At 74.7% G+C, this 21,373-nt stretch carries 18 protein-coding genes and 1 pseudogene; 10 read left to right on the top strand and 9 right to left on the bottom strand.

Annotation, left to right across the window (positions count from 1 at the left end; all coding sequences use genetic code 11):
• Window positions 1-5: 5 nt before the first annotated feature.
• The 5 genes from QNO07_RS01590 (at window position 6) to QNO07_RS01570 (ending at window position 7,577) form a co-directional block, all read left to right on the top strand.
• A complete protein-coding gene (locus QNO07_RS01590; RefSeq protein WP_283989491.1) occupies window positions 6-2,399 on the top strand; it encodes an ATP-binding SpoIIE family protein phosphatase in 2,394 nt (797 codons plus the stop codon).
• Between the two features lie 195 nt (window positions 2,400-2,594).
• Window positions 2,595-3,317, top strand: coding sequence for a class I SAM-dependent methyltransferase (locus QNO07_RS01585; RefSeq protein WP_283989490.1), 723 nt, complete (start codon window positions 2,595-2,597; stop codon window positions 3,315-3,317).
• Between the two features lie 74 nt (window positions 3,318-3,391).
• Entirely contained in the window at window positions 3,392-4,222 is an 831-nt protein-coding gene (locus QNO07_RS01580; protein WP_283989489.1) for a M55 family metallopeptidase, read from the top strand.
• Window positions 4,215-5,549 carry a M20/M25/M40 family metallo-hydrolase gene (locus QNO07_RS01575; protein ID WP_283989488.1) on the top strand — a complete coding sequence of 445 codons (1,335 nt, stop codon included), beginning with the start codon at window positions 4,215-4,217 and terminating at the stop codon, window positions 5,547-5,549. Before QNO07_RS01580 ends, QNO07_RS01575 begins: the two co-directional genes overlap by 8 nt.
• A gap of 12 nt (window positions 5,550-5,561) precedes the next feature.
• On the top strand, window positions 5,562-7,577 hold the full coding sequence (locus QNO07_RS01570) for a prolyl oligopeptidase family serine peptidase (RefSeq protein ID WP_283989487.1): 2,016 nt from the start codon (window positions 5,562-5,564) through the stop codon (window positions 7,575-7,577).
• A gap of 10 nt (window positions 7,578-7,587) precedes the next feature.
• On the opposite strand, the gene QNO07_RS01565 is transcribed toward QNO07_RS01570, so the two are convergent.
• Window positions 7,588-8,004 carry a CBS domain-containing protein gene (locus QNO07_RS01565; RefSeq protein WP_283989486.1) on the bottom strand — a complete coding sequence of 139 codons (417 nt, stop codon included), beginning with the start codon at window positions 8,002-8,004 and terminating at the stop codon, window positions 7,588-7,590.
• A gap of 209 nt (window positions 8,005-8,213) precedes the next feature.
• Here QNO07_RS01565 and QNO07_RS01560 point away from each other — a divergent pair, with 209 nt between their 5' ends.
• Complete coding sequence (locus tag QNO07_RS01560; protein ID WP_283989484.1) at window positions 8,214-9,137, top strand: NADP-dependent oxidoreductase; 924 nt, start codon at window positions 8,214-8,216, stop codon at window positions 9,135-9,137.
• 86 nt (window positions 9,138-9,223) lie between these two features.
• Here QNO07_RS01560 and QNO07_RS01555 read toward each other — a convergent pair.
• From QNO07_RS01555 to QNO07_RS01535, 5 genes and pseudogenes are all read right to left on the bottom strand, one after another.
• Window positions 9,224-9,600: pseudogene (locus QNO07_RS01555) on the bottom strand (VOC family protein).
• A gap of 32 nt (window positions 9,601-9,632) precedes the next feature.
• Window positions 9,633-10,442, bottom strand: a complete 810-nt coding sequence (locus QNO07_RS01550) for a class I SAM-dependent methyltransferase (RefSeq protein WP_283989483.1) — start codon at window positions 10,440-10,442, stop codon at window positions 9,633-9,635.
• Window positions 10,443-10,578: 136 nt separating this feature from the next.
• Window positions 10,579-12,039, bottom strand: a complete 1,461-nt coding sequence (locus QNO07_RS01545) for a bifunctional phosphatase PAP2/diacylglycerol kinase family protein (RefSeq protein WP_283989481.1) — start codon at window positions 12,037-12,039, stop codon at window positions 10,579-10,581.
• Window positions 12,040-12,091: 52 nt separating this feature from the next.
• Window positions 12,092-12,511, bottom strand: a complete 420-nt coding sequence (locus tag QNO07_RS01540; RefSeq protein ID WP_283989480.1) for a CBS domain-containing protein — start codon at window positions 12,509-12,511, stop codon at window positions 12,092-12,094.
• Window positions 12,512-12,632: 121 nt separating this feature from the next.
• Window positions 12,633-13,829 carry a baeRF2 domain-containing protein gene (locus QNO07_RS01535; RefSeq protein WP_283989479.1) on the bottom strand — a complete coding sequence of 399 codons (1,197 nt, stop codon included), beginning with the start codon at window positions 13,827-13,829 and terminating at the stop codon, window positions 12,633-12,635.
• Between the two features lie 753 nt (window positions 13,830-14,582).
• Between QNO07_RS01535 and QNO07_RS01530 the strand changes: the two genes are divergently transcribed.
• Complete coding sequence (locus QNO07_RS01530; protein WP_283989478.1) at window positions 14,583-15,422, top strand: SigB/SigF/SigG family RNA polymerase sigma factor; 840 nt, start codon at window positions 14,583-14,585, stop codon at window positions 15,420-15,422.
• Between the two features lie 15 nt (window positions 15,423-15,437).
• Here the strand turns inward: QNO07_RS01530 and QNO07_RS01525 are convergent, their stop codons facing one another.
• A complete protein-coding gene (locus QNO07_RS01525; protein ID WP_283989476.1) occupies window positions 15,438-16,460 on the bottom strand; it encodes a PAS domain-containing protein in 1,023 nt (340 codons plus the stop codon).
• 178 nt (window positions 16,461-16,638) lie between these two features.
• Here QNO07_RS01525 and QNO07_RS01520 point away from each other — a divergent pair, with 178 nt between their 5' ends.
• From QNO07_RS01520 to QNO07_RS01510, 3 genes are all read left to right on the top strand, one after another.
• Window positions 16,639-17,397 carry an ANTAR domain-containing protein gene (locus tag QNO07_RS01520; protein ID WP_283989474.1) on the top strand — a complete coding sequence of 253 codons (759 nt, stop codon included), beginning with the start codon at window positions 16,639-16,641 and terminating at the stop codon, window positions 17,395-17,397.
• A gap of 102 nt (window positions 17,398-17,499) precedes the next feature.
• Window positions 17,500-18,678: an aminotransferase class I/II-fold pyridoxal phosphate-dependent enzyme gene (locus QNO07_RS01515; RefSeq protein WP_283989472.1), complete on the top strand. Its 1,179-nt coding sequence runs from the start codon at window positions 17,500-17,502 to the stop codon at window positions 18,676-18,678.
• Window positions 18,675-19,844, top strand: coding sequence for an MBL fold metallo-hydrolase (locus tag QNO07_RS01510; RefSeq protein WP_283989471.1), 1,170 nt, complete (start codon window positions 18,675-18,677; stop codon window positions 19,842-19,844). Before QNO07_RS01515 ends, QNO07_RS01510 begins: the two co-directional genes overlap by 4 nt.
• Before the next feature lie 52 nt (window positions 19,845-19,896).
• Here the strand turns inward: QNO07_RS01510 and QNO07_RS01505 are convergent, their stop codons facing one another.
• Window positions 19,897-20,538: a DedA family protein gene (locus QNO07_RS01505; protein WP_283989604.1), complete on the bottom strand. Its 642-nt coding sequence runs from the start codon at window positions 20,536-20,538 to the stop codon at window positions 19,897-19,899.
• Window positions 20,539-20,585: 47 nt separating this feature from the next.
• Window positions 20,586-21,362 carry an MBL fold metallo-hydrolase gene (locus tag QNO07_RS01500; protein ID WP_283989470.1) on the bottom strand — a complete coding sequence of 259 codons (777 nt, stop codon included), beginning with the start codon at window positions 21,360-21,362 and terminating at the stop codon, window positions 20,586-20,588.
• Between the last annotated feature and the right edge of the window lie 11 nt (window positions 21,363-21,373).

The following is a 21,373-nucleotide window of genomic DNA, read 5'->3' as shown; positions in this document are numbered from 1 at the left end:
GAACCGTGGAGCACGAGCAGCCCCGTGGCCATCCAGAGTTTCCCGTCTCCGCCGTCACCGGGCGCATTCCGCTGGCGGTCGTGGTGGCCGACGCCCACGGCGCGATCTCGCACTGGAGCGCCGGCGCGGTACGTCTCTTCGGCTGTGGACGTGAGCAGGCGCTCGGCGCCAGGGCCTCCGAACTCATGCCGGTCGGCGGCGCGTTCGGCGACCCCGGTTGGGATGCCGGGGTGCGCGGAGCCGCGTCGTACGCGACCTCCGGGCGGGCCAGGACGTCCGGCGGTGAAGGGCCGGGCGGCGACGTGCTGTGGTGGGCCTACCCACTGGTCGGGCCCGGGCCCGAGCGCCTGCTGGTGCTCGCCACCGGTGCGGCCGCGCTGTCGCTGCCCGACTCGGCCGAAGCGCAGGACAACGAGCGGGTGATGCCCGCCCTCGCCCTGCACACCGACTTCCCCGGTTCACGCGAACTGGCGGCCCGCTTACCGGAGATCCTGCCGAGCATGAGCCCGCAGGAGAGCACCCGCATCGTCTCCCAGGTGCTTGAACTGGGCTATCCCGTACTGGAGATCAGCCGCCACCACCGGGTCCCGGTGACACCCGACTGGGGCGTCCCGCGCCGGGTGGAGCGCCGGGCCCGGCGCTCGGCGGACGGTTCCGCCGAGCGGCCGGCGCCGGCCGCGGCGGACCCGGAGACGGACCTGGAGTACGCGGCGGTCCGGGAGCGCCTGGAGTTCCTGAACGAGGTCAGCGGGCGGATCGGCACCTCGCTCGACCTGGCCGCCACCATCCAGGAGGTGAGCGAGGCCGTCGTGCCGCGTTTCACCGACGTCGCCGGCACCTACCTGCGTGAGCAGGTCATCGCCGGTGAGGGATTTCCCGACGGGCCTCCGGACGCCACCACGCTGTGGCACCGGGTGGCCGTGGAGCACAACGACGAGCCCGGCCGCTGGGACGACGTGGTCCCCGTCGGCGAGTCCATGCCCTTTCCCGTGCACACGCCGTTCTTCCAGTGCATGACGAGCGGCGAACCGGTACTCGTGCCACGCATCAGCGAGGAGATGGGCAACGCCATCGCCGCGCAGTTCGAGAAGCGCGACATCCGGCCCCTGATCAACCACCGCTCGATGCTGGTCGTGCCGCTGAAGGCCCGCCAGGTCGTGCTGGGCTTCATGATCCTGCTGCGCCGTCGCGAGCGCGCCGAGTTCAACGACATGGACCGGGTCACCGGTGCGGAACTCGCCGCCCGTGCAGGCCTGGTGCTGGACAACGCCCGCATGTACACGTACCAGGAGAACGTCGCCGACACCCTCCAGGACAGCATGCTGCCCCGGATCGCGCCGCGCATGGCGGGCTGCGACACCGCCACCCGCTACCTGCCGGGGACGAGGCTCGGGCGGGTCGGCGGGGACTGGTTCGACACCGTGCAGCTGCCCGGCTCGCGGACCGCGCTGGTGGTCGGCGACGTGATGGGCCACGGCCTGAACTCCGCAGCGATGATGGGCCAGTTGCGCACCGCCGTGCAGACCATGGCAGGCCTGGACATGGAACCCGCACAGCTGCTCCGCAACCTCGACGACCTTGCGCAGCGGCTGGGCGAGAACTACCTCGCGACCTGTCTCTACGCGGTCTACGACCCGGTCGAGTCGCGGCTGCTGATCGCCAACGCCGGGCACATCCCGCCGGTGCTGGTCCGGGCCGCGGACGGCGGCAGCGAGCTGCTGGACCTGCCCACCGGTGCGCCGGTGGGCGTCGGGGGAGTCGCCTTCGAGACGGCCGTGGTGCCCGTCGCCCCCGGTGACCGGCTGGTGATGTGCACGGACGGTCTGGTGGAGGTGCGCGGCCAGGACATCGGCGCCGGGCTCGCCGCGCTGTGCGAGTCCGCCGCCCACCCGGCCGCGTCGATGGACGACGCCTGCGACACCGTCATCCGCTCGCTGGCAGCCGCCACCGGCGACCAGGACGGGCGCAAGGACGACGTGGCACTCCTGATGGCACGCCTCAACGGCATCCCCGAGGACGACGTCGCCCGCTGGGAACTGGACCTGGAACCGCAGGCCGCGGGCAGGGCCCGGCGGCTGGTGCGCGAGCGCCTCGCGGCCTGGGGCCTGGCGGCGGAGAGCGACACGGCCGAACTGCTGGTCAGCGAGGTCGTCACCAACGCCGTGCAGCACGCGCACAGCCGCCGTGTCGAGGTGCGCCTGGTGCGCACCGACGCGCTGCTGTGCGAGGTGTTCGACGACGACCACGAGCTGCCGCAACTGCTGCACGTCTCCGGGCTGCGCCCCTCCGGACGGGGCCTGCGGGTGGTCAGCCGCCTCGCACGCCGCTGGGGCACGAGCCGCACCGCCCGCGGCAAGACCGTGTGGTGGGAGCAGGCCCTGCCGCGCCGCCCGCGCTGACCCCCGGCCCCGCCCGCCCGCCGCCCATCGCCCACCGCACCGCACCGTGTCGCCGCACCGCGCCCGCCAGCAGAAGCACCGCCGACCGTCCGTCCGCCTCGCGACCGGCACCACAGGCCCCGCGACCGACGTCCAGCGCATCCACGCACTGCCCGCAGCCGGCCACCGCCGCATCCACCCACCCGGGGGGCACACATGGAGACGTCCAAGGAGCACCACGACGCATGGGAGTCGTTCTGGCGCGACGCGCCCGACAAGGCCGGGGAGGTCTTCTGGGACGCCCGGCCCGACCTCACCGCCGCCCGCCACCTCACCCTGTTCCGCGAGCACCTGCCCGCCGGGCTGCCGCTGGTGGACGTGGGCTGCGGCAACGGCACCCAGACCGTGTTCCTCGCCGCCCACTACCGCCCGGTGGTGGGCCTCGACCTGTCGGCGGCGGCCGTCGAACGTGCCCGGACGCTGCCCGGCGCGGACCGGGTCGACTTCCGGCAGGGCGACGCGGCCGACCCGGCCGCTGCCGAGCGCCTGCACGACGAACTGGGGGACGCCCACGTGTACGTGCGAGGCGTCCTGCACCAGAGCCCGGAACCGGCGCGGGCGGCCATCGCCGAATCCCTCGTCCACCTGCTGGGCGAACGCGGCCGGGCGTTCGTGCTCGAACCCGCCGCCGCTGCCAAGGACGTCCTCATGGGCCTCATGGCGCGTCCCGGCGGCCCGCCGCAGCGGCTCGCCGCGATATTCGGCCACGGCATAGCGCCGATGGAGATGCCCGACGACGCGGTGCCCCGCCTGTTCACCGCGGCCGGTCTCGGCGTGCTTGCCTCCGGGGCCACTCCGCTCACCACCACCGAGCCCGGCGCGGACGGCGCACCGGTGGAACTGCCCTCCAACTGGCTTGTCGTTGGGCGGAATGGCTGACTGCGGCGGAGGGCACGCGCCGCGACGTCCGGCGAGACCTCTGCGGCACCGGGCGAGCGCGTAACGTGCCGGGCATGAAGATCCTCGTCAGCGCCGACATGGAAGGTGCCACCGGGGTGACCTGGCCGGCCGACGTGCTGCCCGGCGCACCCCAGTGGGAACGCTGCCGCCCGATGTTCACCGGCGACGTCAACGCCGCCGTCGCCGGGTTCTTCGACGGCGGCGCCGACGAGGTGCTCGTCAACGAGGCGCACTGGACGATGCGCAACCTGCTGCTGGAGCAGCTGGACGACCGGGCGGTGCTGCTCACCGGCCGGCACAAGGCGCTGAGCATGGTCGAAGGTGTGCAGCACGGAGACGTCGACGGCGTCGCCTTCGTCGGGTACCACACCGGCGCGGGCAGCGAGGGTGTGCTGGCGCACACCTACCTGGCGAACTCCATCACCGGCGTGTGGGTGGACGGCGCCCGCGCCAGCGAGGGCCGGCTGAACGCGCTGGTGGCCGCGGAGTTCGGCGTGCCGGTGGTGCTCGTCACCGGGGACGACCTCACCTGCGAGGACGCCAAGGGGTACGCGCCGGCCGCCCGCACCTGCGCGGTCAAGGACCACGTCTCCCGGTACGCCGCGGTGTGCCGCACCCCGGCGGTCACCGCCGCGGGCATCCGCGCGGCGGCCCGGGACGCCGCCGCGCTCGCCGTGCGCGAGCAGCCGGCGAGCACCCCGCACGAGCTGGAGGTGGAGTTCGACGCGGAGCACCTGGCGGGCGCCGCGACCGTCGTCCCCGGAGTGCGCCGAACGGGTGAACGCCGGGTAGCGTACGGCTCGCCGGACATGTACGAAGCGATCCGCTGCTTCAAGGCCGTCACCACGGTCGTCTCGGCAGCGGTGGAGGAGACCTATGGCTGACCCCGCGCACATCGACCAGCAGGCCCTGGACGAGGCGGTGACGTTCACCAGCGACCTCATCCGGTACGACACCACCAACCGCGGCGGCGGCGACGGCCTGGAGCGGCCGGCAGCCGAGTACGTCGCCGAGCGGCTCGCCGACGCAGGCCTGGAGCCGCAGCTGCTGGAGAAGGCGCCGGGGCGCACCAACGTCGTCGCGCGGCTCGCCGGCAGCGACCCGTCCGCGGACGCGCTGCTCGTCCACGGCCACCTCGACGTGGTGCCCGCCGACGCCGCCGAGTGGACGGTGGCGCCCTTCTCCGGCGAGGTCCGCGACGGTGTGGTGTGGGGCCGCGGCGCGGTCGACATGAAGAGCACCGACGCCATGGTCCTGGCCGTGGTCCGCGCCTGGGCACGCGCGGGGGTACGGCCCCGGCGCGACGTGGTGCTGGCGTTCACCGCCGACGAGGAGGACAGCGCCGACTACGGGTCGGGCTTCCTGGCGCGCTCCCACCCGGAGCTGTTCGAGGGCTGCACCGAGGGCGTCAGCGAGTCCGGCGCGTACACCTTCCACGCCGACGGCGGCCGGCGGCTCTACCCGGTCGCCGCGGGTGAACGCGGCACGGCGTGGATGCGCCTCACCGCCCGCGGCCGGGCCGGCCACGGCTCGAAGACAAACCGGGAGAACGCCGTCAGCCGGCTCGCGGGTGCCGTGCACCGCATCGCCGAGCACCGCTGGCCGGTCCGGCTGGTGCCGACCGTGCGGGCCGCGCTGACCGAACTCGCCGCCGTCCACGGACTCGATCAACCCGACCTGGACGCCCCCGACTTCGACGCGGACGCGTTCCTCGACCGCCTGGGGCGGGCCGCGGCACTGGTCGCGCCGACCCTGCGCAACAGCACCAACCCGACGATGCTGGAAGCCGGTTACAAGACCAACGTCATCCCGAGCACCGCGACCGGGCACGTCGACGGCCGCATGCTGCCCGGCTACGAGGAGGAGTTCGTGGCGACCATGGACACCCTGGTGGGGCCGGACGTCGAATGGCAGTTCCAGCACCGCGAGATCCCGCTCCAGGCACCCGCCGACGCGCCCACGTTCGCCGTGCTGCGCGAGGCGCTTGAGCACTTCGACCCGCAGGCGCACGTCGTGCCGTACTGCATGTCGGGCGGCACCGACGCCAAGCAGTTCTCCCGGCTCGGCGTCACCGGCTACGGCTACGCCCCGCTGCGCCTCCCGGAGGGCTTCGACCACCAGGCGATGTTCCACGGGGTGGACGAACGGGTACCAGTTGACGCGCTGCACTTCGGTGTCCGGGTATTCGACCGCGCCCTGCGCGCGCTCTAGGAGGCGCACCCGATGGTGACCGTACAGGCCCCCTACGGCACCTGGCCGTCCCCGATCGACGCGGAACTGGTGGCCACGCACGACGGGCGCCCCGACCACCTCGGCGCGGTCGGCCAGGAGGTGTGGTGGACGGCGCCGCGCCCCGACGAGGGCGGCCGCCGGGCGTGGATGCGGTTCACGGCGGACGGCGCGGCCCCCGCACCGGCGCTGCCCGCGCCGTGGGACGTACGAAGCCGCGTGATCGAGTACGGGGGCTGCCCGTGGGCCGGGGCCGCCAGGCCGTCGGGCGGGCCGCTCATGGTCTTCGTGCACCACGCCGACCAGCGGCTGTACCGCTTCGAACCGGACCAGCCGGGCGCGTCGCCGCACCCGCTGACCCCGCTGTCGCCGCTCGGTCCGCCTTCGGCGGGCGGCGGGCTGCGCTGGGCGGACCCGGTGGTGCTGCCCGAGCGCGGCGAGGTGTGGTGCGTGCTGGAGGAGTTCACCGGCCCGGCGCCCACCGACGTCCGCCGCGTGCTTGCCGCCGTCCCCCTGGACGGCTCCGCCGCCCAGGACCGCGACGCAGTGCGCGAACTCACCCCCGACACGCACCACTTCGTGACCGGCCCGCGGATCTCGCCGGACGGACGGCACGCCGCCTGGCTGGCCTGGGACCACCCGCGCATGCCGTGGGACGGCACCGAGCTGCGGCTGGCCGAGGTCGGCGGCGACGGCTGGCTGGAGTCCGCCCGCACGGTGCTCGGCGGGCCGCGCGAGTCGGTCGCGCAGACCGAGTGGGCCGCGGACGGCAGCCTGCTGGCGGTCTCCGACCGCTCCGGATGGTGGAACCTCTACCGGGTCGACCCGGAGAACGGGCCGCCGCTGTCGCTGTGCCCCAGGGCCGAGGAGTTCGGCGACGCGCTGTGGCAGATCGGGCGGCGCTGGTTCGTGCCGCTGCCCACCGGGCCGCTGGCCGTGCTGCACGGCAGAGGGCCCAAGTCGCTCGGCATACTGGACCCGGAAGGCGGCGAACTGGTCGACGCGCCGGGGCCGTGGACGGAGTGGTCACCGTCGCTGGCCGCCGTCGGCAGCCGCGTGGTCGGCATCGCGGCGAGCCCGCGCAGCGGCTGCGAGATCGTCGAACTGGACACCTGCACCGGGCACAGCCGGGTGCTCGCCGAGCCCCACCGCGACCCGGTGGACCCGGCGTACTACCCGGAGCCGCTGATCCGGGCGTTCAACCGCCCCGACGGCCACAGCGTGCCCGTGCACGTCTACCCGCCGCACCACCCCGGCCGCACCGCGCCGGACGGCGAACTCCCGCCCTACGTCATCCGGGTGCACGGCGGGCCCACCGGCCGTTCACCGCTCGCCCTCGACCTGGAGACGGCCTACTTCACCTCACGTGGCATCGGCGTGGCGGACGTCGACTACGGCGGGTCGACCGGCTACGGGCGGGCCTATCGGGAACGGCTGCGCGAGCAGTGGGGCGTGGTGGACGTGGAGGACTGCGCCGCGGTGGCCCGCGCGCTGGCCGAGGAGGGCACCGCCGACCGGGCCCGCATCGCCGTCCGCGGCGGCAGCGCGGGCGGCTGGACGGCAGCGGTCTCGCTGGTCGCACCCGCCGCCGAGGGCGTGTACGCCTGCGCGGTGATCAGCTACCCCGTGCTGGACCTGGCGGGCTGGGCCGACAGCGGCACGCACGACTTCGAGTCGCGCTACCTGGAGTCCCTGGTGGGCCCGCGGCAGAGCCTGCCGGCCCGCAGCCGGGAGCGTTCACCCGTCCACGGCACCGACCGGATCTCGGTGCCGTTCCTGCTGATGCAGGGACTGGACGACGTGATCTGCCCGCCCGCGCAGAGCGAGCGGTTCATGCGGCTGATGCCGCCGGACGGTCCGGCCCACGCCTACCTCACCTTCGAGGGCGAGGGGCACGGCTTCCGCCGGGCGGAGACCATCGTGCGTGCCCTGGAGGCGGAGATGGCCCTCTACAGAACGGTGTTCGGCCTGGAACGACCCGACGTCGGCACGCTGCCGGCCGGCGGCTGAGACGGGGGAGCTAACCGGCGTAGACCCGCTCGACGAACGCGGCGATCTCGTGCTCCGACAGGTGCTGCGCCAGATCCGCCTCGCTGATCATGCCGACCAGCCGCTTGTTCTCGATCACCGGCAGACGGCGGATCTGGTGGCTCTGCATCTCCTCCAGCACCTCGGACACCTCAGCGTCCGCGTCGATCCAGCGCGGTGTGCCGTGCGCCAGGTCGCCGCAGGTGGTGCGGGCCGGGTCGTGGCCCATGGCCACGCACTCCACGACGATGTCGCGGTCGGTGAGGATGCCGCACAGCCGTTCGTCGGAGTCGCTGATGGGCAGCGCGCCCACGTTCAGCTCGCGCATCAGCTGCGCCGCCCGGTCCAGCGTCTCCGACGCGGGAATCCACTGGGCGCCCGCGTGCATGATGTCCTTGGCCGTGGTCATGGTGTGTACCTCCGTGCAGGACGGACCGGTGGCCGCCGGCCCCCGACGCGCAGGTGCCGCCGACCGGTTTCCTCCATCGTCCGTCCGGGGCACGGCACCGGCAACCGCACCTGCTCGGCCCTGCGCCGGCGCAGGGCCGAGCAGGTGCGGTTCGCCACAGTCGACCCCGTGTCCGGGACGATCCGACCGCACCGGGTACACGTACCGGCATGAAAGCCATCGCACTGAAGAACTACGGCGGCCCCGAGAACCTGGAGCTCACCGAACTCCCCGACCCGCGCGTCGGACCCGACACCGTGCTCGTCCGGGTGCGGACCGCGGGCGTCAACCCGGTCGACTGGAAGGTCGGCGCCGGCTACCTGGACGGGGCGATGTACGCCCACTTCCCGCTGGTGCCCGGCTGGGACGTGGCCGGGGTGGTCGAGCGGACCGGGGCGGACGTCAGCGAGTTCGCGGAGGGCGACGAGGTCATCGGCTACGTGCGGCGCGACGAGGTGCAGCACGGCACGTACGCAGAACTCGTGCCCGCCCCGGTGCGCACCCTGGCCCGGAAACCGGCCTCGCTCGACTGGGAGCAGGCCGGAGGACTGCCGCTCGTGGGCCTCACCGCCCTGCAGTGCCTGGACCGCCTGGCGGTAGGCAGCGGCGACACCGTGCTGGTGCACGCGGCCTCCGGCGGCGTCGGCTCGCTCGCGGTGCAGATCGCGGTCGCCCGGGGCGCCCGGGTGATCGGCACGGCCAGCGAGCGCAACCACGGATTCCTTCGGGATCTGGGCGCCGAACCGGTCGAGTACGGCGACGGCCTGGCCGAGCGGGTGCGCGAGCTGGCGCCCGACGGGATCGACGCCGCGCTGGACTTCGTGGGCGGCGGTGCGGTCGAGACCTCCCAGGAACTGCTGGCCGAACGCAGCCGCGTGGTGTCCGTGGTCGACGGGGAGGTGGCGGCCAAGGGCGGCCACTACCTGTTCGTCCGGCCCGACGCCGCGGACCTCGCCGTGCTGGCCGACCTGGCCGACACGGGCCGGCTCACCGTGCACGTGGACCGGACCCTGCCGCTGGCCGACGCGGCCGAGGCGTGGCGCCTCAGCCAGTCCGGCCGGACCCGCGGCAAGGTGGTGCTGACCGTCGGCTGAGCCGCCACCCCCGCACCGGCCGCCGCCGGCGCGGGCCCGCAGGCTTCGGCACTCGGACGGACGGTCGGCTCGTCCTTCCCGGGTGGTCAGCCCCTCGCTCCGGGGTGGTCAGTCCTTGCTCCCGGACGGTCGACGTATTCGAAGATCGAGCCGTCCGGATGGCGGGCCACCACACTCCGGCCGATCGGGGTGGCCTGCGGACCGGCGATGATGTCCGCGCCGACGGCCCGCAGCTCCGCCACAGCCGCGTCGGCGTCCCGCACCGCAAGCGTCGCGGTGATCCGGCGCAGCACGTCCAGGTGCTGGGCGGGTCCGGACATCAGCATGAACGGCCGACGGCCGCCGCCGACACCGGGCCGTTGCTGAACCGCTGCGCCTCGCACCGGGTCAGCCGCTCGAAGACGGGCACTGCGGCCTCCAGGTCGGGCACGCACACCCGCAGCGAGGTTCCGAGAATCTCCATGCCCGACAAGCTGGTTGGCACCCGGCCGGGCGTCAGGCGCGGCAGCGGATCTCGCCGTGCAGCACCGCGAACCAGGCCCCTTCCGCCACACCCCAGGACCGCCAGCCGGCTGCGACGCCCGCCAGTTCGGCCGCGGTGGCGTGGCCGCCCCGCACCGCGAGGTCGGCGTAGTCGGAGTGCACCGTACGGTCCGCCCACAGTCCGCTCCACCAGGCCCGCTCCTCCTCGGTGGCGAAGCACCACACGCCCGCGGACGGTGTCACCTCGGTGAAACCGGCCTGCTGCGCCCAGTGCAGCAGACGCCGGCCGGCGTCCGGTTCACCGCCTCCGGACCGCGCGACACGCTGGTACAGGTCGAGCCAGGCGTCCAGCGCGGGCAGCCGCGGGTACCAGGTCATCGCCGCGTAGTCGGCGTCCCTGACGGCCACCACGCCGCCGGGCCGGCAGACCCGCCGCATCTCCCGCAGCGCGGCCACCGGATCGGCGACGTGCTGGAGGACCTGGTGGGCGTGCACCACGTCGAAGGAGTCATCCTCGTGGTCGAGGCGGTGCACATCGCCCTGGACGAACTCCACGCCTCGCAGGCCCCGCCGGGCGGCCTCGCCGCGTGCCGCGTGCAGCGCGTCGGGAGCCGGGTCCAGCGCGACCACGCGGCCAGGGGCGACCCGCTCGGCCAGGTCGACGGTGATCGTGCCCGGCCCGCAGCCCACGTCCAGCAGGTCCAGGCCCGGCGCGAGGTCGGGAAGCAGGTAGGCGGCCGAGTTCGCCGCGGTGCGGCTGCGGTGCGAGCGCAGCACGGACTCGTGGTGGCCGTGGGTGTACACGGCGGAAGGCTCCGACATGCGCCGACCCTAACGCGGCGTCCGAATCGCGGGACGAATAGTCTCGCGATTCGGACCGGTGGATCAGGAGGGCCAGGCGGACCGGATGGACCGGGTGCGGGTCGGGTGGGGTGGGGCGGGTGGGGGTCGGGCGGTCCTACCGGGACAGCGGGCAGTACACGACCAGGGCCTCCTGCTGCTTGTCCAGCCGCAGTTTCCCGGGCGCCTCGGTGACCTCGCCGTCGAAGGCCATCTGCGTACCGGGCTGGATCCAGTCGATGCGCAACCGCCGCACCCGCGACATGCCGTGTACCGGGGAGTGCTCCAGGGTGCCGGCCAGCGCGGCGAGCAGCAGCCGGGTACGGGCCCACTGGCCGGCGTGCGCGACCCGCACGTCCAGCAGTCCGTCCGACAGGTCGGACCGTCGCTGCGGGGTCAGGCCCAGGCCGTCGTAGCGGCAGTTGCCCGCGAACAGCAGCCAGACCTGGTGCCGCTCGCCGTTCATCCTGATCTCGATCGGCCGGTAGTCGCGCAGCACCCGGAAGGCCGCCAGCACCCCGGCGGGCCAGCCGCCGATGCGCGGCGACCAGTGCTCGCGGATGCGCACCAGCTCGGGGTAGGCACCCAGCGCGAACGTGTTGAGGAACGACCCGTCGGTGCTGAACCGGCCCAGGTCGACCTTCACCGCCTCGCCGTCGTTCAACGCCGCCGCGGCGTCCTGCACCTCCTCGATGCCCAGGTCCAGCGCGAAGTGGTTCAGCGTCCCCCCTGGCAGCACCGCCAGCGGCACCCCGAACCGGACGGCCATGCGGGCCGCGGCGTTGACCGTGCCGTCCCCGCCGCACACCCCCAGCGCGCCCCGCAGCTCCGAGGCGCGCCGCGCCGCCTGCTCCAGTTCCTCCAGCAGCCGCCCGTCCGCCGGGTCGCAGTGCACGAAGTCGGCTCTGGGCATGGCCACCTCGGCCAGCGCCGAGGTGGCGGTGGCGGTGCCGGAGCCGGCGTTGACCACCACGACCAGGCCCTTGCCGTCCGGCAGCGCCGGCACGTCCACCGCGACCCGGGCACGCGGGGCGGCCAGGGTGCGCACCGGGAACAGCTTGCGCACCGCGTAGGCGGCACCCACGCCCAGCGCCGCGCCCGCGACCACGTCGCTGGGATAGTGCACGCCGGTGTACACCCGGGAGAACGCCACCGCACCGGCGACCGGCGCCAGCGCGGCCCCCAGGGTGCGGGACTCCATGGCCATGCCCGCCACGAACGCCGCAGCCGAGGCGGAGTGCCCGGACGGGAAGGAGGTGGTGATCGGCTGCCGCTTGAGCCGCCGCACCAGCGGGACCGTGTCCAGCAGCGGACGCGACCGGCGGACCGACCACTTGGCCACGGTGTTGACCGTGGCGGACGCCAGGGCCAGGGAGGCCGTGCCGCGGACCGCCGCGCGCCGGGCCTTGGGGTGCTTGCCGCGGGCCCACACCGCGACCGCGCCGGCCGCGGTCAGCCACAGCACGCCGTGGTTGGCGCTTCGGCTCAGCAGGGGGAGGGCCCGGTCCGCGCCGGGCAGGTGCCGGCGGGCCACCAGGTCGAAGACCGCCTGGTCGGCACTGCTCAGGGTGCTCGTCATCCCGACCTGATACCCGCGCCGGGGCGTCGCACGCCCCGCGGCGGACCGCCGCTCACGCACGGTAGGCCGCGCGGGCCAGCTCGGCGAGCAGCGACTCCGGATCCTGGTCCACGACGAGGTCGCCGAGTGAGACCAGGCCCAGCGGGCGGCCCGCCTCAGCCACCGGAAGCCGTCGCACGGCGTGCCGCCGCATCAGCCTCTCGGCCGTGGCCACGGTGTCGTCCAGACCGACGGTCACCGGTGCCGCGGTGCACACCGCGCCGCAGCTCAGGGTCAGCGTGTCGGCTCCGCCGGCCACCGCCCGCACCGTGATGTCGCGGTCCGTGAGCAGCCCTGTGAGCAGACCGTCCCGGGCCACGAGCACACAGCCGATGCCCTGGGCGTCCATCAGGCGGGCTGCCTCCCTCAGCGGGGTGTCGGGGTGCACGCAGGCCGCCGCCACGGTCATCACGTCCCGCACGTACTCGGACATCTCCCTGCCCTTCTCCTCCGGTCCTGCCGGTACCGGGAGCGTTCGAGGACTGCTCCCGGGCGCCTGCGGCCCCCCGCGACGGAGGCGGCGGACCCCGCCCGTCGCGGGGTCCGCCGAGTGGTCAGCTCTGCAGAGCCTCCTGCTGCTCATGGGCGCCGGCGCCGTACGGCCAGCGCAGCAGCGCACCCAGACCGCCCACCGGGAGGCCGCTGGGCTGCTCCGGTTCGTCGGTCAGCGCGCTCACCGACAGCGCGCCGGCTCCGGTGGCGGCGGCGGCGCGGATCAGCGCGTCGTCCGCACGGGCGGACATCGGCTCACCTGCGCCCAGCTCGCGCGCCTCGGTGCGGCGCATCGCGATCTGGGTGGGGTCTTCACCCACCCACACCTCGCGGTGCGCGTCCGGGCCGTCCGGCCGGAGCAGCAGGGTCGCGATCCGGTGCTCCCGGGCCGCCTCGACCAGCGCGGGCACGCCTTCGGCGGCGTCGATCCGGCCGTCGTCGGTGGGCACCCGGCCGGCCCGGAACCGGTCCATCACGCCGGCGGCCCGCTGGCGGACCCGCCAGGCCCGCGCGTCGGCGACCTCACCCACGAGCTTGCGCTCGCCGGCTTCCTCGTTGCTGCCGGGGGAGCGGGTGCCGTGCTCCGCTTCGACGGCGACGGCCCTCAGCTCGTGCGGCAACCGCTCCTTCACGGTGATGCACTGCCGGTGCTCGCCGCTCAGCACGATCATGTCGGCGTGTTCGCGTTCGGCGGTCTCCGTGATGCCCTCCGCGACGGCGGCGGCGTTGCGCTCCCAGGTGTTCTCGACGGAGTTCTGGAAGTGCCGCTCGGACCAGTCGGTGGTCGGGGTGCGGCGGATCGGCCAGTCGTCGCCGCCCAGGCGGCCCACCTCGCGGGTGCCCTCGGTGTCCCGCACCTCGAAGTCGGCACCGAGCCGGTCGATGCGGGCGATCAGGCAGCGCGGCCCGGCGTCGGCCAGGTCCAGCAGGGGAGCGGTGTGCGGCAGGGGAGCCCACGTCGCGTGCGGGCCGTCCCCGTCGGGGGCGACCGCCAGCGACGTCTCCAGCACCACTTCGCCGGAGGTGGCGAACAGCGCCCGCCCGGGCGGGTTGGGAGTGCGGGGCAGGGCCGTCAACGCGTCGTGGACGGCGCGGCAGGTCTGATCGTCGGCGCCTTGCTCGGCGAGCCGGTCGGCCGCCGCGCGGGCGTGCAGTTCCTGACGGGCGGCACCGTCCTCGGCGGGGAAGTCGGTGGCGAAGTAGACCGTGGCCCACGGGCCGGGACGGTCGTACAGGGGACTGAGGAATCCGAGATCCATGGTTCCCTCCTGGTAGACGGCAGTGCTGACGCAAAGGCCCGGGTACCCGGGATGCCGAGGCCGACACCGCCGCTGGCTCGCTGGCGCAACCGGACACCCCGGTACGGGCACCGGGCGCCGGTGTACGCACACCGGCGCCCGGCGAGCTGACCGCTCGCCGGGCGCCGGCCGTTTCCCGGGATGACGTCACCGCTCGTCACGTGCCCGGGACGCATGGGGACCGTGGCCGGGCTGCTGTCGGCAGGCCCCGGCCTCCGCTCCTCGCCTCGTGGTCGGCATCCGGGCCGAGCCGTCCCGGAGCCGGTGCCTTCCTCCGCGCAGCCGCGGTCCTTCGCTCCGCCCGACCGCGCGGCCGCCGCGGCGGGACGCGCACTGCCACGTCTGTGCTGCTCTTCGCCGTCAAGCTGACTCCATCGGTGGGCTACGGCCCGTGAGGGACACGGCGTGGAAGTCGGGGTGCGGGCGGCCCGGACTGCCCGCATCGGTCCTGGTCGGAGCCTCGCGGCACCCGCCCGAACCGGGGTGGTGCCGCTTCCCCGGGGATTCGGTCCGGTCAGTTCACCGGGTAACCGGGTGAAGGACGGGCAAAACCCTGTTTCGAGGTGTGAGGTCCGGGTAGGCGTCCCTTCGTGCTTCGGACTGGAGGCACATCCGTGGGAGCGGCGTCAGGCCGCCCCGGGTGCAGAATCCCGGTCCGACCTGTGTCTCCTCCCGCGATGATCACCGCAGTCTCCATTCGCGGGAGTGAATCCCATGACACCCGTCAACACGCGTGCCCGGCATGCCAGGCACCCCCACAACGACGCGCCGGACACCGGTGCGAGGTTCCAGCGCATGGCTGAACTCCCCGACGGCCCGGAACGCGATCGGATCCGTCAGGAGATCATCCAGGCATGGATCCCCATGGCGAAGCGGCTGGCCCGCAACTTCCGCAATCGCGGCGAGTCCCTGGAGGACCTGGAGCAGGTCGCCTCCCTGGGCCTCGTCAAGGCCGTCGGGCGGTACGACCCCGCACGCGGCAGCGCCTTCGAGAGCTTCGCCGTGCCGACCATCGTGGGCGAGGTCAAACGCCACTTCCGCGACCACCTGTGGGGCCTGCACGTGCCGCGCCGGGTGCAGGAGCTGCGCAACCGGGTCCGGACCGCCTACCGGCAGCTCAGCACCGGCCTGGACGGCCGTTCACCCGGGGTCGCCCAGCTCGCCGAGTACACCGGCCTCACCGAGGACGAGGTCCGCACCGGGCTGGAGGCGCTGGAGAGCTACAGCACGCTCTCACTCGACGCCGAGCTGCCCGGCGCCGAGGACGGGTACTCGCTGAGCGACACGCTCGGCGCGCCCGAGCCCGGCTTCGAGCTGGTGGTGGACCGCGAGGCCGCCGCGCCCCGGCTGCGGCAACTGCCGCAGCGTGAGCGGGAGATCCTCTACCTGCGGTTCTTCTGCGACATGACGCAGAGCCGGATCGCCGAGCACCTGGGCATCTCGCAGATGCACGTCTCCCGGCTCATCAGCCGCACCTGCCACAAGCTGAACGCCGAGATCCAGGAAGAGACGCCGGTCACCGAACGTGAACTGGCCCGGCCGGTCTCCGTCTGACCTCGGCGCCGCTGCTCAGCGACCGTCCAGGGCGAGCACCACATGGCGGGCGATGCGGTCAACCGCGCCCGCCTCGGCCAGCTCGAACGGCCGCCTGGCGCCGCAACGCAGCAGCGTGAGCGCCCCGATCACGGGAGCCTCGCGGCCGGCACGCAACGGCACGCAGAGCAGCGAGCTGACGTCGGCCCGTTCCAGCAGCGGGGTGCCGTCAGCCGTCCTGCCCAGGACGTCCGCGTTCTCCGGGTGGGCCTGGAGGGTCTCCGCGCCCTTGCGCATCGCGGTCTCGACGACGGGTGAGTCCTCGGGGCGCATCGACGCCACGGCGCGCCGCAGCTCCTCATGGCCGCCGCCGGTGAACACGGCCCTGCGCCCCGCGGAGTCCTGTTCCCGTCCGCCCGGCTGTGCGGCCAGGTCGACGATCACCCAGTCCGCAAGAGCGGGATGGAGGACCGCCCCGGCGCTGTCCACCACTCCGTCGGCGGACGGCGCGCTCAGCAGGGCGGCCGTCATGTCGTCGACCACGTCCATCATCTCCGTGTGCCGCGTGATCGAGCCGGCGGTGTCCGCCGCCGGCGACGCGGCCCGGGACGGAACCGGCGCCCGGCCCTCCGGCGAAGCCGAGGAGCCCTGCTGGAAGACGGCCACCACGGAGACGTGCGGTTCCCGTGGCGGACGCAGCGGTGTCAGCGTGGTGCGCAGCTCCAGCCCGGCCCAGTGCCGGGGCCCCGGCGGGCGCAGCAGCCGTACCGTCAGGCTGCGTCCGCCCTCGTCGCGGGCGACCGCGGCCACCTGGGAGCGGAACGCGGCACGTTCGGCGTGGGCCAGCGCGCCGGTGAGCCCGCGTCCCGACGCGTAGCCCTCCCGCATCCCGAACAGCCCGGCAGCCGCCTCGTTGAGTCGCCGCACGACGGCGTCGCGGTCCAGCAGCACCACCGGGAGGGGAAACCGCTGGAAGACCGCGCGCAGGAGTTCGTGGTCGGCTGAGCGGCTGCGGGAGCCGCCCGCCGACTCCACCGAGGTCTCTTTGGAATCGGCCATGCCCCCAACCTAGCGCCGCGCGGCGGCCGCCGGTTGCCCTCCCGCGCCATCCGGCCACGGGCCTGTGCCGCGCCGCCCGCACCGGACGGCCGAGAATCTGTTCGTTTTGTGTGTGAAGGGGAGGGCATATGTCACTCCGTCACCGAGCCCCCTCCCCACATACGAGGTAATCAGCAGAATGCCTGTCCACCGTCAGGGTGCACCGTCCGCGGACGCCGGCCGGGCCGGTGTAGACGAGCCCGAGGGCGGCTCCACGGCGCGCAGCCTCGCCCTGCTCGCCGAGCGCGTGGCCCAGGCGAGTGCGGACTGCTGGGCGGTGGCCGTGACGGTGTCCGACGGCACTGCGCAGGACGATCCGCTCGGCAACGAGAACGTCGCTCTCACCCACCCCGACCTCTCCGCGCTACTGGACGTCGAGCGCCGCGTCGGTGACGGGCCCGTCACCGACGCGCTGGCCACCGGAGAGCTGGTCGGTTCGAGCGACCTGCTGGAGGAGGAGCGCTGGGGCGCCTACCGGGCGCGGGCACTCGACCTCGGGCTGCGGTCCGTCGCCACCCTGCCCTGCGGCCGGGACGGCCTGGTGATCACACTCTCCCTGCACGGCGTCCGGCCGCGTGCGCCGCACGACGCCGTCGACGGCGTCATGGGGTTGCTCGGCGACCTGACCGTCAGCGAACTCATCCGCGACCACCGGCACCGGGAGCGCATCGCGCAGGTTGAGCAGCTGGACGCGGCGTTGCGCCGCAGGCCGGTCATCGACCAGGCCTGCGGCATCATCATGCACATCTCCGGGTGCGACGCAGGCGAGGCGTTCCTGCTGCTGCGCCGGCTCTCGCAGGCGTCCAACCGCAAGCTCTCCGAAGTGGCCGAAGGCGTGGTGCGCAGCCGCGGACGCGGCCTGGAGTCCCAGCTCCGCCGCCTGCACCGGATGCCGTAGCGCACACCGGTCGCGCTCGCCCGGGCGGGGCCGGACGGTCTCTGCCACAGTGGGAACCGGGAGGAACCGGACGGTTCGCCGCACGTGGACGGAGTGAGGCGCATGGAGGCCATCCGCCCGGAGCAGGCCGTGGCACACGAGGCCGGCGGATACTGGCGGCGGCGCGGCCTGCCCACCCGTCCCGAGCAGGTGGTGGCCGCGCCAGGGGCCGAAACGCTGCTGCTGGCGCTGCTCGCCGCCGCGACCGACACCCGCGGCGGGCTGCTGCTGCCCAGGCCGTGCGCGGCCTGGCACGCCGCCCCGGCCCGGCTGCTCGGCCGTCCCGTGCACTGCGTTCCCACCCCCGCCGAGTGCGGGGGTGTGCCCGACCCGTTCGCCCTGCTGGAGACGCTGCGCCGGGCCCGCCGTGACGGGCCGGGCCCCCGGGTGCTCCTGCTGTCCGTCGCGGACGACCCGACCGGCACCGCCGTGCCGCCCGAACTGCTGCACGAGGTGTGCGAGGCGGCGGCCGGCGAGGAACTGCTGATCCTCAGCGACGAGAGCTGGCGCGACACCTCACACCGGCCCCACGACACCGTCACCGTCAGCCCGGCCGAAATGCTGCACGGGCCCGCCGGCGACGCCGACCGGGTGTGCGTGCTGAACGGGCTGGAGGCCGCACTGCTCCCGGACGGCCCGGCCGCGGCCGTGGCCCGCCTCCCTGACACCGCCCGCGGCAAGCAGCTGACCGCCGCGGTACGGCGGGCACTCGACTGCCTCGGCACCGCGCTGGTGCCCGCGACAGCGGAGCGGGCCGCCGAGGCCCTGGCCGAGCCCCAGGCCGCCCGGCGGCGGCGCACCGCCGCCGCACGCGCGCACGGCACGGCCGCCGCCGCGCTGCGCCGGACGGTGGTCGAAGCCGGCGGCCTGTGCCGCCCGCCGCACGTCGGCCGCCACCTCTACGCCGACCTCGAACCGCTGCGCCCGTCGCTGGAGCAGCGGGGCGTGGAGGACGCGGCGACCCTGGAGGCCGCACTGCTGCTCAGGCTCGGGAACGTCGCATTGGGCGGCCACCACTTCGGCGACGACCCCGGGGCGCTGCGGGTCCGGCTCTCCACCACCTACACGGCGTACGCGGCCAACACGGCCAACACGCCTCACGACACCCCGGCCGGGTATGGGGACGGTGCTTCCGGGCAGACGGACGTGCCGGGAGGACTCTCCGCGTTCCTGCGGGACGCGGAGACGGCACCACCCCTCCCCATCGCACGGACGCACCACGAGCACCGGAGACGCGCATGACGGAACAGGCAGAGCAGGCGCAGGCGTACCGACCGGTCCACGCGGACGTCGACGTCCCGGACGAACCCGCCGTGCCCGACGCGTCCCCCGAGGCGCTGGCGCGGGTCGAGGCCCACGCCAACTCGGCGGGCCCGGCCGACGCCGGCCCCGCAGCGCCTCCGCCCGTCCCCTCCGGCTCCGAGCTCTCGGGCGGTCTGCGGCCCGTCGGGGAACTCCGTACCTGGCCAAGCAGTTTCGCCGACCGGCTCACCCAACCCCTCCCGGGCGTGCGGCAGTTCCTCCGGATGGCCAGGGAAGGGGGCATGCGTCCGAGCGCCGGGGCGCTGCGTGAGGTGTCCCGCCTGCCCTACGACCCGGGCCCGCTGCCCGACCCGGGCACCGCGACGGTGTCGGCGACCTGGGCCGGTCACGCCAGCTGGGTGCTGCGCGTCGGCGGGCTGACGGTGCTCACCGACCCGGTCTGGTCGCGCAAGATCCTCGGCACCCCGGCCCGCGTGACCCCGGTCGGAGTGGAGTGGCAGGCGCTGCCGCGGGTGGACGCCGTGGTGATCTCCCACAACCACTACGACCACCTCGACGCGCGCACCCTGCGCCGCCTGCCGCGCGACACGCCCCTGTTCGTGCCCGCCGGGCTGGGGGCCTGGTGCCGCCGCCGCAGGTTCACCCGCGTCACCGAACTCGACTGGTGGGAGTCGGCCGAACTGCCCTCCCCGGACGGCCCGGTCCGCTTCACCTTCGTACCCGCCCACCACTGGTCCCGGCGGACCCTCGGTGACACCTGCCGCTCGCTGTGGGGCGGCTGGGTGCTGGGCGCCCCACAGGGGCAGCAGGTGTACTTCGCCGGCGACACCGGTTACGGCCACTGGTTCGGCGAGATCGGCCGGCGCCTGCCCGGCATCGACCTGGCCCTGATGCCGATCGGGGCGTACGCGCCGCGCTGGTGGCTGCGCCCGGTCCACACCGACCCCGAGGAGGCCGTCCAGGCCTGCCTGGACCTCGGCGCCCGGCGCATGGCCCCCATGCACTGGGGCACGTTCCTGCTGTCGTCGGAACCCCCGCTGGAACCGCTGCACCGGGTACGGCGGGCATGGGCCGCGGCGGGCCGCCCGCGCGAGGACCTGTGGGACCTGCCCGTCGGCGGCTCCCGCACCCTCGACCCCGGCTGAGCGCCGTCCGCAGCCGACCCGACTCCGCCTCCCGCCGTGAGGCGCCCCGCCCTCAGCCGGGCGCCTCACCGCCGGGCGTGCGCCGCAGGTACCGGTACAGGCCGGGCCCGGCGGCGATCAGCAGCGCCAGCAGCACCGCGGCCATCAACCCCTGCCACGGCTCGGGGAACAGCGTCCCGCCGACGATGCCGACCACGCCGTACGCCAGCGCCCACGCCAGTCCGGCCGGGGCCGCACCCCGCGCGAACCGGGACAGCGGCAGCCCTCCCAGCAGGCAGGCCAGCATCACCGGGATCCGGCCCGCCGGCACCAGGCGGGACACCACCAGCACCGTCACCCCGTGCTCGTGCAGTCCGCGTCGGGCCCGCGCCAGCCGCTCCGGCGCCGCGCGGGCCCGCAGCGCGCCCAGCCACCGCGGCCCGCTGCCCCGCCCCCGCAGCCCGGCGCCGGCCAGCGCGTACAGCACCAGATCGCCGCAGAACGCCGCCAGCGCGCCGACCGCCAGCACGCCCAGCAGCGACAGCACCGGCGTGTCCGCGTGCACCGCCACCACCGCCGCGCCGCTCACCAGGGCGCCGGTGGGCACCACGGGAACCAGCGAGCCGAACAGGACCAGGACGAACAGCGACGGATAGCCGACCACCTCGGGGGCGCCGACGGACGACAGGCCCGGCAGCGCGTCCCACCCCGGCAGCCCGGCCGGTGCGGCGAGGGCGTGCACGACCGCGCTGGACGCCGCGCTCACCGCGCCGCCGCCAGACGTACCCGTTCACCGTGGCCGGGCGTGGCCACCCGCACCCGGCAGGCCAGCCGCGCCGCCCACCGGGCGAACTCGTCACCGGGGGAGTGGAACTCGTGCGGACGCACCGCGTCCATGCCGACGGGCCAGTACGTGCCGTAGTGCACCGGCACCGCGTGGGAGGGGCCGAGCCGCACCAGCGCCTCCGCCGCCCGGCGGGCGTCGAGGTGGCCGGGCCCGAGGAACGGGCCCCAGCCGCCGACCGGCAGCAGCGCCACGTCGACCGGCCCGACCTCCTCGGCCATCGTGTCGAACAGCGCGGTGTCACCCGCGAAGTACGTCCGGGCGGCGCCTTCCACCACGTAGCCCAGGGCGGGCACCCCGCGCGGGCCCCACGGCAGTCGGCGGCCGTCGTGCGCTGCGGGCACGGCCCGCAGCGCCACCGGCCCCAAGGCGACCCGGTCTCCCGGCGCGACCTCCCGCAGATCCAGCCGGGCGGCCAGCTCGCGCAGCCCCGCCACCCGGTCCGGCGCGCCGCGCGGCACCAGCAGCACGGTGCCCTCGGCCAGCCTCGCCAGCGACGGGAGGTGCAGGTGGTCGGCGTGCAGATGGGAGACGACCACCACGTCGGCCCGGACCGCCGCGTCGTCCGGCAGCGCGCCGCGCCTCCGCCGCAGGTGGGCCAACCGACGGGCGAACAGCGGATCGGTCAGCACCGTCACGCCGGAGTCGTGCACACTCGCCGTCGCATGCCCCCACCAGGTGATGTCCACCGGCACGTCGGTCCTCC

The sequence above is a fragment of the Streptomyces sp. 549 genome (genome assembly GCF_030124175.1).
Lineage (GTDB): Bacteria > Actinomycetota > Actinomycetes > Streptomycetales > Streptomycetaceae > Streptomyces.
Note: the sequence above shows the minus strand (reverse complement) of the source record. Positions and strands in the feature narration are given on the sequence as shown.